This window comes from Nonlabens tegetincola (assembly GCF_002954355.1).
Lineage (GTDB): Bacteria > Bacteroidota > Bacteroidia > Flavobacteriales > Flavobacteriaceae > Nonlabens > Nonlabens tegetincola.
Map to the genome: position 1 here is coordinate 505,447 of NZ_MQVV01000010.1, position 16,159 is coordinate 521,605.

Annotated in this window: 8 protein-coding genes; 6 read left to right on the plus strand and 2 right to left on the minus strand. The window is 35.0% G+C overall.

Annotated features, from left to right (window positions below; translation table 11 throughout):
* The first annotated feature begins 195 nt into the window (after positions 1-195).
* Both BST93_RS02865 and BST93_RS02870 read left to right on the plus strand, forming a co-directional pair.
* Positions 196-1,437 (plus strand): M48 family metalloprotease, encoded by a 1,242-nt coding sequence (locus tag BST93_RS02865; protein ID WP_105018006.1) that lies wholly within the window; start codon positions 196-198, stop codon positions 1,435-1,437.
* Complete coding sequence (locus tag BST93_RS02870; protein ID WP_258150470.1) at positions 1,424-6,829, plus strand: AAA domain-containing protein; 5,406 nt, start codon at positions 1,424-1,426, stop codon at positions 6,827-6,829. Before BST93_RS02865 ends, BST93_RS02870 begins: the two co-directional genes overlap by 14 nt.
* On the opposite strand, the gene BST93_RS02875 is transcribed toward BST93_RS02870, so the two are convergent.
* Complete coding sequence (locus tag BST93_RS02875; protein WP_105018008.1) at positions 6,826-7,620, minus strand: DUF2797 domain-containing protein; 795 nt, start codon at positions 7,618-7,620, stop codon at positions 6,826-6,828. The two genes, BST93_RS02870 and BST93_RS02875, sit on opposite strands and share 4 nt — an antisense overlap.
* A 64-nt stretch (positions 7,621-7,684) precedes the next feature.
* Between BST93_RS02875 and BST93_RS02880 the strand changes: the two genes are divergently transcribed.
* From BST93_RS02880 to BST93_RS02890, 3 genes are all read left to right on the plus strand, one after another.
* Positions 7,685-9,205 carry a GH3 auxin-responsive promoter family protein gene (locus BST93_RS02880; protein ID WP_105018009.1) on the plus strand — a complete coding sequence of 507 codons (1,521 nt, stop codon included), beginning with the start codon at positions 7,685-7,687 and terminating at the stop codon, positions 9,203-9,205.
* A 68-nt stretch (positions 9,206-9,273) separates the two neighbouring features.
* Positions 9,274-10,194, plus strand: a complete 921-nt coding sequence (locus BST93_RS02885) for a PfkB family carbohydrate kinase (RefSeq protein WP_042277198.1) — start codon at positions 9,274-9,276, stop codon at positions 10,192-10,194.
* Between the two features lie 66 nt (positions 10,195-10,260).
* Complete coding sequence (locus BST93_RS02890; protein WP_105018010.1) at positions 10,261-12,159, plus strand: amidophosphoribosyltransferase; 1,899 nt, start codon at positions 10,261-10,263, stop codon at positions 12,157-12,159.
* 77 nt (positions 12,160-12,236) lie between these two features.
* On the opposite strand, the gene BST93_RS02895 is transcribed toward BST93_RS02890, so the two are convergent.
* Positions 12,237-12,845 (minus strand): superoxide dismutase, encoded by a 609-nt coding sequence (locus BST93_RS02895; RefSeq protein ID WP_042277203.1) that lies wholly within the window; start codon positions 12,843-12,845, stop codon positions 12,237-12,239.
* A 150-nt stretch (positions 12,846-12,995) separates the two neighbouring features.
* Between BST93_RS02895 and BST93_RS02900 the strand changes: the two genes are divergently transcribed.
* Positions 12,996-16,136, plus strand: a complete 3,141-nt coding sequence (locus tag BST93_RS02900; protein ID WP_105018011.1) for a UvrD-helicase domain-containing protein — start codon at positions 12,996-12,998, stop codon at positions 16,134-16,136.
* Positions 16,137-16,159: the final 23 nt, after the last annotated feature.

The window sequence follows — 16,159 nt, forward strand, 5'->3', positions numbered from 1 at the left end:
TCCTATTTTTTTCTGTTAAACAGTAAAACCGTTTTTGATTACTCTAGATTGATTTAGGGTTCGCTTTCGCGAAAGCGAATCCACAACTATCTATATTCTCTACCTAAATACATGACTGACTGTATTTATACACATGTAGTTAAGTAAAAAACCTACTTAATTTCATATTTTTAAGCCATAGCTTAATAGTTGCACATGAACCAATCAACTGAAACGCCTTTACAGCGTTCCCTACCCACATTCAACTATCATAAAAAAATCAGAGATTATTTTAAATCGAGGTCCAAAACCTGGCAGTGGTTTAAAGATGAAAAGGTAAAGTCACATCAAATAGATGCGTTAAAATCATCTTTGTTAAAGAATACATACAGGCTAGATAGGGATTCACATTTTGACTTGTATAAGATAAGCGATCAAGTATGTGAAAATTTGAACCTGACCGCTCAAGTCACCTTTTATCAAGAGCAAAATAGCATTCAAGATAATTGTGCTATTTCAATTATTGAAGATGAGGCTCATATAGTTTTTTCAGGGAATCTTTTAGAATTGTTGGATGAGCGGCAATTAACCGCATTGATAGCTCATGAATTAGGACATTTTTTATTTTTTAAAATAGAAAATGGTGAGTTTGAAATTACCCAACGTATTATTCTGGCCCTTGCCAATGATTCACAAAGTGATCCTGTTTTTGTAGAAACTGCTCGTAAATTTCAATTGTTTTTGGAACTTTTTTGTGATGCTTGTTCTTTTCAGGTTTGCAGTGAACACTATTCTGTCATACAATGTTTAGTCAAGGTTTCAACAGGACTAAAGCGAGTAAATGCTCAAAGTTATCTAGATCAAGCCAAAGAAATTTTACAAGGAGAAGAAAACAGATCATTAAACACTACACATCCAGAAACTTACATAAGAACCTATGCGCTAGATCAACTATCGAGAAGCGCTCATAATCTAGAAGAGGTCATTAAACCGCTTATCATAGGTAAGATAGATGTGAATAATTTAGATCTATTTCAACAAAAGGAACTAAGTTCATTCACGTATCAATTTTTAGAATTTATTCTGTTACCAGAATGGATGCGTACTTCTAGAAACATGACACACGCTTCAAGTTTCTTTTCTAATTTTTATGTAAGTAATGAAAAGCAAGAAGTCAATAGTATCAAAAAGTTTATTAATGACGCAGCAATTGGCACACATAATTACCTATGCTATGTGCTGCTAGATTTTAGTAAACTAGATGCAGACCTTGAGTTGTTACCTCTTGCTCACACACTTGAAATTGCGAATTTATTAGGAATAAAAGAAGAGTATGAACGTATTGTTAGAAAGGAATATCAACTAACTATTAGGGAGTTTAAATCTCTCAAGGATGAAGCAATGAAAGACCTGAATAAGTTGTCTCAAGAACAAAGAAGTATTTATGACCATGAATGATTATAGGAAAAGTTTTTTCAGCTTATTAGATGAGATAAAAGCTTCAAATGGTAATACTACGGTCGATTTTATTGCTCAAGTTTTACCGTTGCTTGAAAAAGCACTTTATGCTCATAATCAAGATAAAGTTTTAAAGATCACTAGCATAGATCAAGTTTTTTATAATGGTAGAATCTTAATCATTGAACAAGTTACTAGTAGTGCAGTAATCTCGACTGGTCTACCTCAAAAACCCAAAGAAGATGGAGCAGTCAAGGTTTCGGATACTATTTATCAAAACAGATCAAATAACGTCACCTCATTTGAAAATCAAAGTGATTACCTGCATTTAGATAATGCTAGTCCGGTAAAAAACCCGGCCTATGTAATGCATTATAAAACATGGGATTATGAGATGGGAACTTACGATCCTTTAACAGAGGTGTTTTTACTAGGTATGTTAATGGCAAGCCTAGCTTATGGTCTAGATTTTCGCGATAAGGATGAATTGTTACGCTTTGTAGAAAATAGAGAAAGGTTATACTTTTTGAATAAAGAGCTAGATCCTACCATTCATCATGTCATAAGAGAAATGACTCCGGTTTACAGGGAAGATCGTATTCCAAATTTAGAAGAGGTTGTAGCAAAACTTAAAAATTACCAAGATTTTAATCCTGAAAATTATCAAGACCTTACCGAGACAATAGGATTCAAATCAATTAACATCAAGGAACGCGGAACATATATTTTAGATAAGTTACGACGACGCTTGTTTGACATATCTCGTAGAAATAAACTTCTTTACTTCAAATCAACAAGCAGTTTTTTAAACCTTACTGAAGCATCTATACCTTTATTGCTAGATCACAAAAATATTACCGAGAAGGATATCATCTTTTGGGGACCAGTTATGGAAGGTAAATTATTGGGTAAAAAATCACTTCTGTTAAATAGGTATCTTGATATAACTAACAATAGGTTTTTAAATCCTATACTCAACAAAATAAGGTTGGAAGCAAGAAAGAGCCGTAACGAGTACGGATTTGATCAACTGCGATTAGTTATTGCTTTTTTACACTGGTATAATTTTAAAGAAAATAGGGAAGAACGTATTTCTTCTCCATTGCTGTTGCTTCCAGTTTCATTAGTAAAGAAAAAAGGAGTAGAAGATCGGTATCAACTAGAGGTTACAACTACTGATGCAGAGATCAATCCAGTTCTTAGTTACTATCTAAAAGATTTATATAATATAGAACTTCCCGATTTTATAGATTTAAAGGAAAGTTCACTTGAAGATTTAATAGGTAACATACGTAACCAAATTCTTAGTTCAGGTAATGGAGTAGAACTTCAATGGCGAGAAAAACCCCAAATTCAACTTATTCATAAAGCTGCCCGACGCAATTTCAAACTCAAAAAACGTAAACTTAATCGCCGCACGAGTAATTTAAATTTAAGACAATTTGATTACTCCTATAAAGAGGATGAATTTAAACCTTTAGGAATTGAACTCTTCAAAACTTTGGTTCATAAAAAGATAAATGATCTTGAATATATAATTAATGAAGATATCAATCCTTACAGTGATCTAGCTGTTGCAGAAAAGGAGCGCAGCTTCTATCGTAATGATAATTATGGCGTTGTAAATCCACTGGTTTGGGAAGTAGATACCTGCAACATGACTTTAGGTAATTTCAATTATCGTAAAATGAGTATTGTTCGTGATTACAACGATATTATCAATGCTGATATTAAGGATGAAGTCTTTGAAGAATTATTTAGTGAGAATCCTCGAAAGTTAATTGAAGAAGAAGGCAACAGTACTCAATTGAATGATTTATATCCCATAATTGCAGCTGATCCTACACAAACAAAAGCCGTTTATAAAGCACGCAGTGGTCGCAATTATATTATTCAAGGTCCACCAGGTACCGGTAAATCTCAAACGATAACCAACTTGATCGCAGATTATGTAGCCAGAGATCAAAAAGTACTTTTCGTTTGTGAAAAACGTGCTGCACTTGATGTGGTTTACCATCGTTTAAAAAACAAACAACTGGACGAATTATGTTGTTTAATTCATGATTCACAGACCGACAAGAAATCTTTTATTATGAATTTAAAAGGGACCTATGAGTCCTTTTTAAAAGATAAGATGAAGTCTAGAGCTATAGTTAAGGAAAGAAATGAGATAATCGACAAAATACAAACGCACATTAACCGACTAGAGAGCTTTCATAACATAATGCGATCTGGCGAGACTCCTATCTTTCAAGTTTATCAAGAGGTAATTAGTGATATTGACAAGTTTGAGAGACTTGCCAAGGCGGAATATTTTGTAATCCCTGATTTCGATGAGTGGAAATCAAATGAAAATTGGATCAAGGAATTCTTAAATCAAATAAGGATCAACCATTATGGTGATAGCATCAAAAACTTCCCGTTAAACGGTATAAGTCCAGAACTATTATCAACATCTGACTATAAGACTACAATTCACAAAGAATTAAGCAGTGCTCTTACCATATTGGAGCAGATTAATGAATGGATTGATGAAAATGATGGAGATACCACTATGTTATGGGATGATTGGATTAAGGAAGTCAATCTGATGGAAAAATCAAAAGGGGTTATTGCAAAAGGAAACCTTGCTGTTTTAACTCCTGATAATCCACAAGCTACAGCTTTACTGAACGATAATAAAAAGCTTGAAAAATCACGCAAGAAGTGGCAAGATAAGCAAGATGAAAATCGTTTTTGGAAAGTAAAGTGGAATGCAATTGACGCCTATGAGATAAAAAATCAATGGGACCGAGCTAATGCTAACATTCTAAAATTTTTGAACCCCAAATGGTATCGATTAAAAAAACAAATCAAAGAAGCTTATGACTTTCAAAAACATAAAGTAAAACCAGAAATCGATTCAGTACTAAGCAGATTGGTAGACGAATATGACCTTCTTAATAGTTTTGAAAATGAAAAAAGAAAATTAGAAAATCGTTATGGTTTTACCAATTATGACGATGGTATTCAATGGTTAAAGCAATTACACAATACAGGTAGTCCGATTGTAGCCAAGTGGATAGAAATCGATAACAGAGATTATTTATCTGGACTTATTAGTGTTTTACCCTTGTTTAATAGTCTTAGAAATTCGTTGTCCAAAATCGCTAAGAGTTTCGGTAATTATTCAATAGCAACTCTAGAAGATAGAATTAGTGGTGCTTTGACGATGACTAATAGTTTATCCTTATTTAAGCCTCACATCGAAAAACTTAATAATGCCGATTTTAAATTGCAATCGCTTTTGAGAGATCGCAATTGGAGAGAAGATGAGATAAATTTTCATTGTGCGTACAAAACAATTCTGGATAATAGTGATAATAATCCTGTATTTGCCCAAATGAATGAGGATAGCCTGCAATTCTCTATAAGGGAAATTCAGAACTTATTAGATAAATACTATAATGCCAATGTAGCTTTTATACGTTCTAGAATAAGAGATCAATTTCTCAATAAAATTAGAATTACTGAAAGCACAGCCGCTCAATTAACAAATGAAGAAAAGGAACTCAAAAAGATATACAAATCATCTCGCAAAATATTAGAAAATGAATTCAATAAAAAGATGAGGTATAAGTCTATCAGAGAGTTGGCAACTGGCGAGGCACAAGAAATTATGACAAGTTTAAAGCCTGTCTGGTTGATGAGTCCATTGAGTGTAAGTGATTCAATGCCTATTGATACTTCCATTTTTGATGTTGTTATATACGATGAAGCCTCTCAAATAACAGTAGAAGAAGGCGTTCCTTCTCTATTTAGAACACACCAAACGATTATTGTAGGTGATGAAATGCAAATGCCTCCTACCAATTTTTTCAGTACAACAAGTGTTGATGTAGATGAGGATGAAGAAGAACAAGAGCAACGTATAGGTATCAATCTAGATGCCGACAGTCTATTGAATCAAGGAGCAAGAAAATTACCATCAGTAATGCTGGGATGGCATTATCGCAGCCGTAGAGAAAGTTTAATAAGCTATTCAAATGCTGCTTTTTACAAAAGGGAACTACTTACCATTCCAGATAATCAACTATCGATTCATGGAGCAGGCGAACTCACACATGTTTTAAATCCTGATCAAGAAATAGATATTAATGATGTGCTTCAACGTAGTATAAGTTACCACTACCTTGAAAACGCAGTTTATCATAAAAGATCAAATAAAGATGAGGCTACTTATATAGCTCACCTAGTAAGAAAACTACTTACTCAACAAGTTAATAAAAGTATAGGTGTAGTGGCTTTTTCTATGGAACAACAATCTGTTATCGAGTCTGCTCTAGAAGAGTTAGCACTGTTGGATACCCATTTCGGTAAACTTTTAGAGGAAGAATATAATCGTACCGAAGAGGATCAGTTTACAGGGTTATTTGTAAAAAACCTTGAAAATGTCCAAGGAGATGAAAGAGATATTATCATCATGAGCGTGTGTTATGGTTTCAATACACAAGGTAAAATGTTAATGAATTTTGGCCCTATAAATAGACGTAGCGGAGAAAAAAGACTCAATGTCATATTCTCTAGAGCAAAGAGAAATATGATGATTGTCTCTAGCATTTTAGGAGAGCACATTAAAAACGATTACAACGAAGGAGCTAGGTATTTTAAACGCTTTCTACAGTACGCTAAACAAATTTCTGATGGTAATATACAGAATGCTTCTTCCATATTAGATAGTTTACATGTATCTCAAAACCTAGATTTAAAAGGCAAGGAAATACCGCTTAAATCCAAGTTAAAAGAGGTTCTAAAAGCAAAAGGATATGAGGTTTATAACGATATAGGGCAGTCACATTTTAAGGTAGATATTGCGATTATTTCACCTAATGACACTCAATTTAAAATGGGTATCCTATTGGATTATAAAAGTCATTATCACGGTGATAATGTACTAGAGCAGTATTGTCAAAAAACAAGCGTGTTGGAAACTTTTGGTTGGAAAATACTACGCGTATATGTTAAGGATTGGGTGGAACAACCCAATCGAGTGTTAGAAAGAATAAGACAAACAATAGAAAATGAAGAAAAATTATCTCCTGTAACAGCAACAAATCATGAACGAGAAAAGCAAGAGAAGATTAATGAAGATGTGCAACAAGTTTCTGATAGTACTATAGAGTCACAATCATCACAAACTAGTGATGACTTTAAAAGGTATGAGTATGTACAAGGGAATAGCAATAAATTCTGGGAAATAAAAGTAATAGGTAATGAAGTACACACACGTTATGGTAGAATAGGTAATCAACCTCAAACCAATGTGAAATCTCTGTCTACCCGTGCCGATGCACTTAAAGAAGAAATGCGATTAACCGGAGTAAAGTTACGTAAAGGCTATCGCAGGTCTTAATGCACCTCAATATCAATGACAAACCCTTCATGGCTGCGCAGGTTCATCACGTGACCATCCTTAAAAATCAAGTATTGTCCTTTGATACCTTTAAGCACGCCATTGTGTTCTGGTGTTTTGGTTAAATTCACGCTTTTTACCTTTTTTGGATATTCTAATACTGGGAATTCAATTTCCCATTCTTTAGCATTATCAAGCGTGTAGGGTAAGGCCTCTTGAGGTAAGTGCTGTAGTAAGCTTTCGCGGAAGCGTAATAAATCAACATCCTCTACGTCATTAGTTAGCATTTTACGCCAATTGGTTTTGTCAGAAACATGTTCCTTAAGCGCAACTTCACTTATTCCAGCAAGATATCGATTAGGAGTTTCAAGTATAGCAATGGCCTCGTGGGCACCTTGATCAATCCATCTAGTTGGAATTTGTGATTTACGAGTAACACCTACTTTAATGTTGCTACTATTGGCCAAATAAACGATATGAGGTTGTAATTGTACCTTTTTTTCATACTCTAAATCGCGATCTTCTTCATCTAGATGAGCCTTGCTTAATTCTGGTTTCATAATCCAGTCACCGGCTTGTGGTATAGCGGTAAAGCAATCATAACAAAATCCTTGTCGCCATATTTTTTTATCTAGTCCACAATTCAAACACTCGTTTGCCACATGTTTTATGGTAATAGATTTATCAAGTAACTGGTTCATATGAACAAATTGATCTGGAAAAACCAAATAATATTGAACTTGTTCTTGAATTTCAGTTTGCATTTTACGTACTGTACCTGTTACCTTCATTTTATGAATTTTATACTGTAGAGGTTATATCTTTACCATCACAAAAATACTCTAAGCCACTCAAATGGGTAACACAATACTTAATTCTGTCGTAAGCTGGTTTCTTAAGAAACGCATTCATGATATGGAGTTGTTTATTAAGCATCCTCAAGAGCTGCAAGATAATGTGTTGCAAGACCTTATTTATTTTGCACGTAATACAGAGTATGGTAAAAAATACGGATTTAAAGATATTAAATCCTATAAAGATTTTGCTGCTATCATGCCAGTTGTGGAGTATAGTGATGTTCAAGCCGATATTGAGCGCTGTAAATCAGGAGAGAATAATATCTTCTGGCCTACAGATATTAAATGGTTTGCAATGAGTAGTGGAACCACGAGTGCTCGTAGTAAATTTATTCCTGTAAGTCAAGAGTCGCTAGAGGATTGTCATTATGCCGCTGCCAAAGATTTACTGTGCATGTATCTTAATAACAATCCAGAATCAAAACTGTTTACAGGGAAAGGACTAAGACTAGGTGGTAGTAAAAAACTAGATAAAAAGGCTGGCACTGCTGCAGGCGATTTGAGCAGTATATTGATTGACAACATGCCTTTTTGGGCCGATTACAGCAGTACTCCAGGCAACGAAACAGCTTTACTTGCCGATTGGGAGACAAAACTACCTGCCATTGTAAATGAAACTATAAAAGAGAGAGTTACCAGTCTAGCAGGAGTACCCAGCTGGATGATGGTTTTACTAAACAAAGTATTAGAAACAACAGGAAAGGACAACATTCTTCAAGTGTGGCCTGATATGGAAGTGTTCTTTCATGGTGGCGTTAGTTTTGATCCATACATAGAAGAATACAGGAAATTACTTCCTAGCGATCGAGTAAAGTACTATGAAATTTACAATGCCAGTGAAGGATTCTTTGCCATTCAAGATAAAAACGATAGTAAAGAATTGCTGCTTATGTTGGATTATGGAATTTTCTATGAGTTTATCCCTATGGATAATTATGGCACACCCGATGAAGAGATAATACCTCTTAACCAGGTCGAGCTAGGAAAAAATTATGCAGTTATTATAACCACCAATGCAGGATTGTGGCGTTATAAAATTGGCGACACAGTGCGTTTTACTAGTACATCGCCATACCGCATTAAAGTAACAGGAAGAACTAAGCATCACATAAATGTTTTTGGTGAAGAACTAATTATTGAAAATGCTGAAGAAGCTCTTAAAAATACGATGATTAGCGTGCCTTGTGCTATAAAGGAATATACGGTTGCTCCGGTTTTCATGCAAGGCAAGGAAAAGGGAGCGCATGAATGGATGATAGAATTTAATACAGCACCAGTTGATGAGTTCGCTTTCGCGAAAGCGCTAGATGAAAATCTACAAAAAGTAAATACCGATTACGAGGCAAAACGATACAACAATACAACCTTAACCGCACCTAGAATTCACCATGCAAAAGAAAATACGTTCTATAACTGGTTGAAGGATAAAAATAAGCTAGGCGGACAGCACAAAATTCCTAGATTAAGCAACAGCCGTGAGTACATGGAAGAGCTTTTAAAAATCCATAACTCTCTTTAATTCTACAAAAAGTTAATGGGTGCAATTAGAAGATTATAATAACGTATTTTTGCACCAAAATTAAGAAGATGAGTAAACTGGTTGTGGTAGGAACAGTAGCTTTTGACGCTATTGAAACACCATTTGGTAAAACAGATAAAATTTTAGGTGGAGCAGCTACTTTTATTGGATTAAGTGCTTCTCATTTTAACACCGATGTTGCTCTAGTAAGCGTTGTAGGTGGTGATTTTCCACAAGAATATCTAGAGATGATGAAAAACCGAGGTATGAATATTGACGGTATCGAGGTGGTAGAAGATGGAAAAACATTCTTTTGGTCAGGTCGTTACCACAACGATATGAACTCTAGAGATACACTAGTTACTGAATTAAACGTACTAGCAGATTTTAACCCTATAGTTCCTGAAGAATATAAGGATGCCGAGGTTGTGATGTTAGGTAACCTACACCCAGCAGTTCAAATGGGTGTGCTAGACCAAACTCCAAATGCTCAATTGGTTATTTTAGATACCATGAACTTCTGGATGGATATAGAATTAGAACTACTTAAAAAAGTAATCGAACGAGTAGATGTAATTACTATTAATGATGAAGAAGCTAGACAATTATCTGGAGAGTACTCACTTGTAAATGCTGCAAAAAAGATCCACGAAATGGGTCCTAAGTATGTAGTGATTAAAAAAGGAGAGCATGGAGCGCTATTATTCCATGATGGAGATATTTTCTTTGCTCCAGCCTTACCATTAGAAGAAGTATTTGATCCTACTGGTGCTGGAGATACATTTGCTGGTGGATTTGCTGGTTTCCTTGCAGCAAGCGGCGACTACAGTTTTGAAAACATGAAGCGTGCTATTATATACGGATCAAATTTTGCTTCCTTTTGTGTAGAACGATTTGGTACAGAACGCATGCAGTCCATTACGAACGACGAAATTGAAACGCGCTTAAAACAATTTCAGGCGCTTACAAAATTTGAAATGAAAGCTTAAATATGAATAAAAAATGCCCGCCTAAACGCGGGCATTTTTACTACTTTTACCTTTTAGAATTCCCTCATGAGCGACGCGTTAAAACACGAGTGTGGTATAGCACTAATTAGACTACTTAAACCACTAGAATACTACAAAGAAAAATACGGTACAGCATTTTATGGAATAAATAAAATGTACCTTATGATGGAAAAGCAGCACAATCGTGGACAAGATGGGGCTGGTTTTGCGAGTATTAAACTTGATGTGGATCCTGGGCAGCGATATATTTCGAGAGTACGCAGTAATCAACCACAACCTATTCAAGATATTTTTGGCCAAATTAACGACCGTATTAATACTGAATTGTACAATAGCCCAGAAATTAGAGAAGACGTCGCTGCTCAAAAATCTCAAATACCCTATTTAGGTGAAGTGATGATAGGTCACGTTAGATATGGGACTTTTGGGAAAAACAGTATTGAAAGTGTTCATCCATTCCTTAGACAAAATAACTGGATGCACCGTAATCTTATTATGGCTGGTAACTTTAACATGACAAATGTTAAACAGTTATTCGATAAATTAGTTTCTCTTGGACAGCATCCTAAAGATCTAGCAGATACGATCACCGTAATGGAAAAAGTAGGACATTTTCAAGATAGACAAGTTCGTAAACTCTACAAGAAGTTTAAAAACGAAGGATATTCAAAAGTAGAAGCCAGTCCAAAAATTGCCGAGGAACTAGATGTTGCAAAAATATTGCGTAAAAGTGCTCGAGATTGGGATGGTGGTTACGCAATGGGTGGTTTAATGGGGCATGGTGATGCCTTCTTGCTGCGTGACCCAGCAGGAATACGTCCTGCTTATTACTATCAAGATGATGAGGTGATAGCCATAGCCAGTGAAAGGCCAGTGATTCAAACAGCCTTTAATGCTCCTTTTGAACAAGTTCAAGAGTTAGAACCAGGTAACGCCATCATTATAAAAAAAGATGGCCGCGTGAGTATTGAACAAATAAAAGAGCCTTTAGAAAGAAAAGCATGTTCCTTTGAGCGCATATACTTCTCTCGAGGTAGTGATGCCGAGATTTATAAAGAACGCAAAGAGTTAGGAAGATTATTGTTTCCTAGAATAATGGATAGCATAGATCACGATATTGAAAACTCTGTTTTTTCTTTTATACCAAACACTGCAGAGACTTCTTTCTACGGTATGGTTGAAGCCGCGCATGCAGCACTTGATCAACAAAAGACCGATGCTATTCTTGCTGGTAACGGTCAATTAACTCGTGAGCAGGTTGAAAGTACGCTTTCGCGAAAGCTTAGAACTGAAAAAATAGCTATAAAGGATGCCAAGCTGCGAACTTTTATAACTGAAGATAGTTCTAGGGACGACCTCGTGGCACACGTTTACGATGTTACTTATGGTGTGGTTAAACAAGATGATAATCTTGTGATTATAGATGATTCAATTGTAAGAGGAACCACATTGAAAAAGTCTATTCTTAAAATGATGGATCGATTACAGCCTAAACGTATAGTTGTCGTGTCCAGTGCGCCACAAATTCGTTATCCTGATTGTTATGGAATTGACATGGCTAGACTAGAGGATTTGGTAGCATTTAGAGCAGCATTAGAATTACACAAGGAAAGAGGTACGTATCAAATGGTTGAAGATATTTATGAAAAATGTCTTACTCAAGTCAATTTTGAAGATGTTGATGTAGTCAATTACGTAAAAGAATTTTACGATCCATTTACCGATGAAGAAATTTCTGATAAAATCGCAGTACTACTATCTGATGAAGATTTAAATGCCGAGGTAAAAATTATCTATCAAAAAGTGGACGATTTGCATAAAGCTTGTCCTAAAAATTTAGGTGACTGGTACTTTACAGGTAATTATCCTACACCAGGAGGAAATCGTGTAGTTAATAGAGCCTTTATTAATTTCTTTGAAGGAAATAAAGAAAGAGCTTATTAATAGTAATTGTTTTAGATAAAAAATAAAGCCTTAACATTTTATGAATGTTAAGGCTTTTTAATTAAGCGATTAAGTGATTACTTACCTTCAGCATAGCGTTTTGATACCTCAGTCCAATTAATTACATTGAAGAAAGCTTCAACATAATCAGGTCTGCGGTTTTGGTAATTTAGGTAGTATGCGTGTTCCCATACATCTAGACCTAAAATTGGAGTTCCTCCACATCCTACCTCTGGCATCAATGGATTGTCCTGGTTAGGTGTACCGCATACTTCTAACTTTCCACCTTCATGAACACAAAGCCATGCCCATCCAGAACCGAATTGTCCTTTGGCAGCATCACTAAATTTATTTTTAAAATCTTCAAATGATCCAAAAGATTCGTTGATGGCTGTTGCTAGTTCTCCATCAGGATTTCCACCACCATTAGGTGACATTACTTCCCAAAAAAGTCTGTGATTATAAAAACCACCACCGTTATTTCTAACAGCTGTATTGCTCATGTCTAGATTTGAAAGAATGTTCTCGATAGATTTTCCTTCTAAATCGGTTCCTTCAACGGCATTATTCAATTTTGAGGTGTAACCTGCGTGGTGTTTTCCATGGTGAATCTCCATGGTTCTTGCATCAATGTGTGGTTCTAGTGCATCGTGTGCATATGGTAAATTTGGTAGTTCAAATGACATATCGTGTAATTTTTAGTGTTAATGTTTAAAGTGCTAAAGTTAAACACAATAGCCTAAGTGTTAAAGTAATTATTGTTATAAATTCCCTAAACAGTGACAACTATTTCATAATCATATAAAAGCGGTGATTAACTTTCTTATTTTTGAATTATGACGCAACAACCTACCACCATATATAGCGCTAGTGCAGGATCAGGTAAAACATATACGCTTGCCAGGGATTTCTTAACCAAGTTACTTTCACAAAAAACAAATCGAGGATACCGCTACATCCTTGCTGTCACCTTTACTAATAAAGCTGTGGCCGAAATGAAGACTAGAATCCTAGAATATCTTAAAGAATTAGGGCAAGCAGAATGGAGCGATAAAATTGTGTCTATTGCCCAACATGTTCAATCACAATCAGGATTGAGTGAACAGCAACTTAAGGATAAATCTCATAGAGTGCTGCAATATTTACTACATGATTATGCCGCTTTTGATGTAGTTACTATTGATACATTTAATCATAGGTTGTTGCGCACGTTTTCAAAAGATATGAAGTTGCCTGATGGATTTCAGGTGGCACTTGACACAGATGAATTAATTGAGAAAGCGGTTAATCAGGTCATCGATAGGGCAGGTAACGATAAACAACTTACTGATATATTAGTACAATACGCTCTTGAAAAAATAGATAATGATCGCAGTTGGAATATAGCTATTGATTTACAAAAAATGGCTAAACGTATAGGTTCTGAAAATAACTACCGGTATTTGAAGGACTTAAAAAGCAAAGATATTAGTGATTTTGTTCGCTTTCGCGAAAGCGTAAAAAAGAAAATTCACTCCTTACGTCAATCAATCACCGATGGAGCCATTGAAATTGATTCTCAACGATTAAAAATGGGATGGACGATTAATGATTTTTCGTATAAATCGACTGGAGCAATTGGGCAAATTCAAAAATTAAGTGATGGTAACTGGGATTTGAAACTATCTTCTAGGCTGCTCAATGCAAATGAAGGTAATTTACTACCAAAGTCAACAAGAATTGAGTTGACAGACTCGTTCATAAAACTTATTGATGATTATATACCGGTTTACAAGAGCAGTATGCAACAATTGTTCTTATTAAATAATATTTACAATAGTCTTGTGCCATTGTCCTTACTAGGTGTGATTGCTAGAGAGATAGAAAAAATCAAGGATAAAGAAAGGCTGCTTCCTATTTATGAGTTTAATACCTTATTGCGTGAACAGATTAAGGATGAGCCAGCTCCTTTTATTTATGAGAGGCTAGGTGAGAAGTACCGTCATTATTTCATTGATGAATTTCAAGATACTAGTGTGATGCAATGGCAAAACATGCAACCGCTTATTGCTCATGCTGTTCAAAGTATGTCTATAGATGAACAAGGTGGTACATTAATGTTAGTAGGTGATGCAAAGCAAGCCATTTATAGATGGCGTGGTGGTGACGTGAATCAATTTTTGCAATTGATGAGCTCGCAGGAATTATTTTTTAGTGGAGTTAATAAGGAACCTTTAGAATTTAACTGGCGTAGTTATGATGAGATTGTAAATTTCAATAATGATTTCTTTACGTTTTTGGGTAATAAACTTCAAAGTCCTGTTTACAATGAACTTTATAGAAATTACCTGAAACAAAAAACCTCTAACAAGCCAGGTGGTTATGTTCAAATAGATATTCTTAAGGATGATTATTTGGATTATCTGGACCCAGAAAAGCTTATTCCAGAAGTTAGTAAGGCTAGTAGTTATCATGTGCTAGAACAAATTAAACATGCTAGGACAGCGGGATATTTGAATGATGAAATTTGTATCCTGGTTCGCAATAATTCTTTGGCAAGTGAAATAGCTCGATTTTTAGAATTGAATGGTGAGCGAGTTGTATCAGCCGAAAGTATGCTGGTTAGTCACTCTCCAAAAGTTGCTTATTTAGTTGCCCTATTACATTATATAACTAGTGATCAACCAGAGCTTAAGTATAATTTTCTGCTAGCGCACAGTTTAAATTCAGGGACTGAGAATAGACATGATTTCATTAATTCTTTAATGAATAAATCACAAGAATTAATTTTTCAGGAGTTGTTTGACCAACCTTCATTAAGGGATGAATTAAGTAGGCGCTCTTTGTATAGTTTCGTTCAATGGATAGTAGAGTGTACAGCAATCATGCAAAAGCAAGATGCTAGGCTTTCACAATTTTTGGAAATGGTGTTTGAGTTTTCAAGTCAAAATCAAACTGGTCTTATAGGCTTGTTGCAACATTGGGCCACTATTGAAAATAAGCTGAGCTTATCGGGTAGCGATACAGCTGGAGCTATTCAAGTTATGACAATTCATAAATCTAAAGGTCTTGAATTTCCTGTTGTAATTGTGGCTGGTTGTGATACCAAATACAACGATCTTAAAAGAACTAGTGAGTGGTTACAAGTCGACCCAAATGATTTTGAAGGATTTGAATATTTGTTGTTGTCTATGAAAGAAGAATGTAAGCAGTATCCTGATCCTGTTCCAAAACTATATGAACGCAGTCTAGAACAAGAAAAGCTTGATAACATTAATGTTTGGTATGTTGCCTTTACTAGGTCGGTAGAACGACTGTATATTAATACGCAGAAGCCTTATAGTAAAAAGGATACTATGTTTGAATTTTTGGAACAATATGTTAATGATTCAATGTTGTTATCCAGTAAGGAGTTTGAAAACTTTACTAGTTATGCGCTAGGTCAGGATGAGAAGCTCTCCACTAGTCATGCACTTGATATGCCTATGTATTTGGATCAATTTCATTCAAATAGCAATCATTCTGGTATTCAAATAAGCACTAGAAAAGGGCAGTTATGGTCAACTGGTAAAGATATTTCCATCGAAAGAGGAAACTTGATTCATCATTATCTAGAAAAATTAATAACTCAAGAAGACCTAAGTAATGTTAAAGAATTAATTCATCAGTCTACTACGCTTTCCAAGGACGAAAAGCTAGAATTGAGCTCAACTTGCGAAAAACTCATAGCTCATGACGAAATGAAAGACTATTTTAATAATAAGTTCAAGGTGTTGATAGAAAGGCCGATTATTGATAAAAATGGTTTCAAATTTATACCCGATAGAGTGGTAATTTATAAGGATGAGGTTACTATTATAGATTACAAAACAGGAAAACCAGATATTTCACACAAAGAACAGGTAGACCATTATGGTATTCTTTACGATAATATGGGATATTTAGTTTCCAGCAAGGTTTTGGTTTATTTAGATACGATGACCATTATTAAATGGTAAGCTAGGTCTTATCTTTGTTGTAA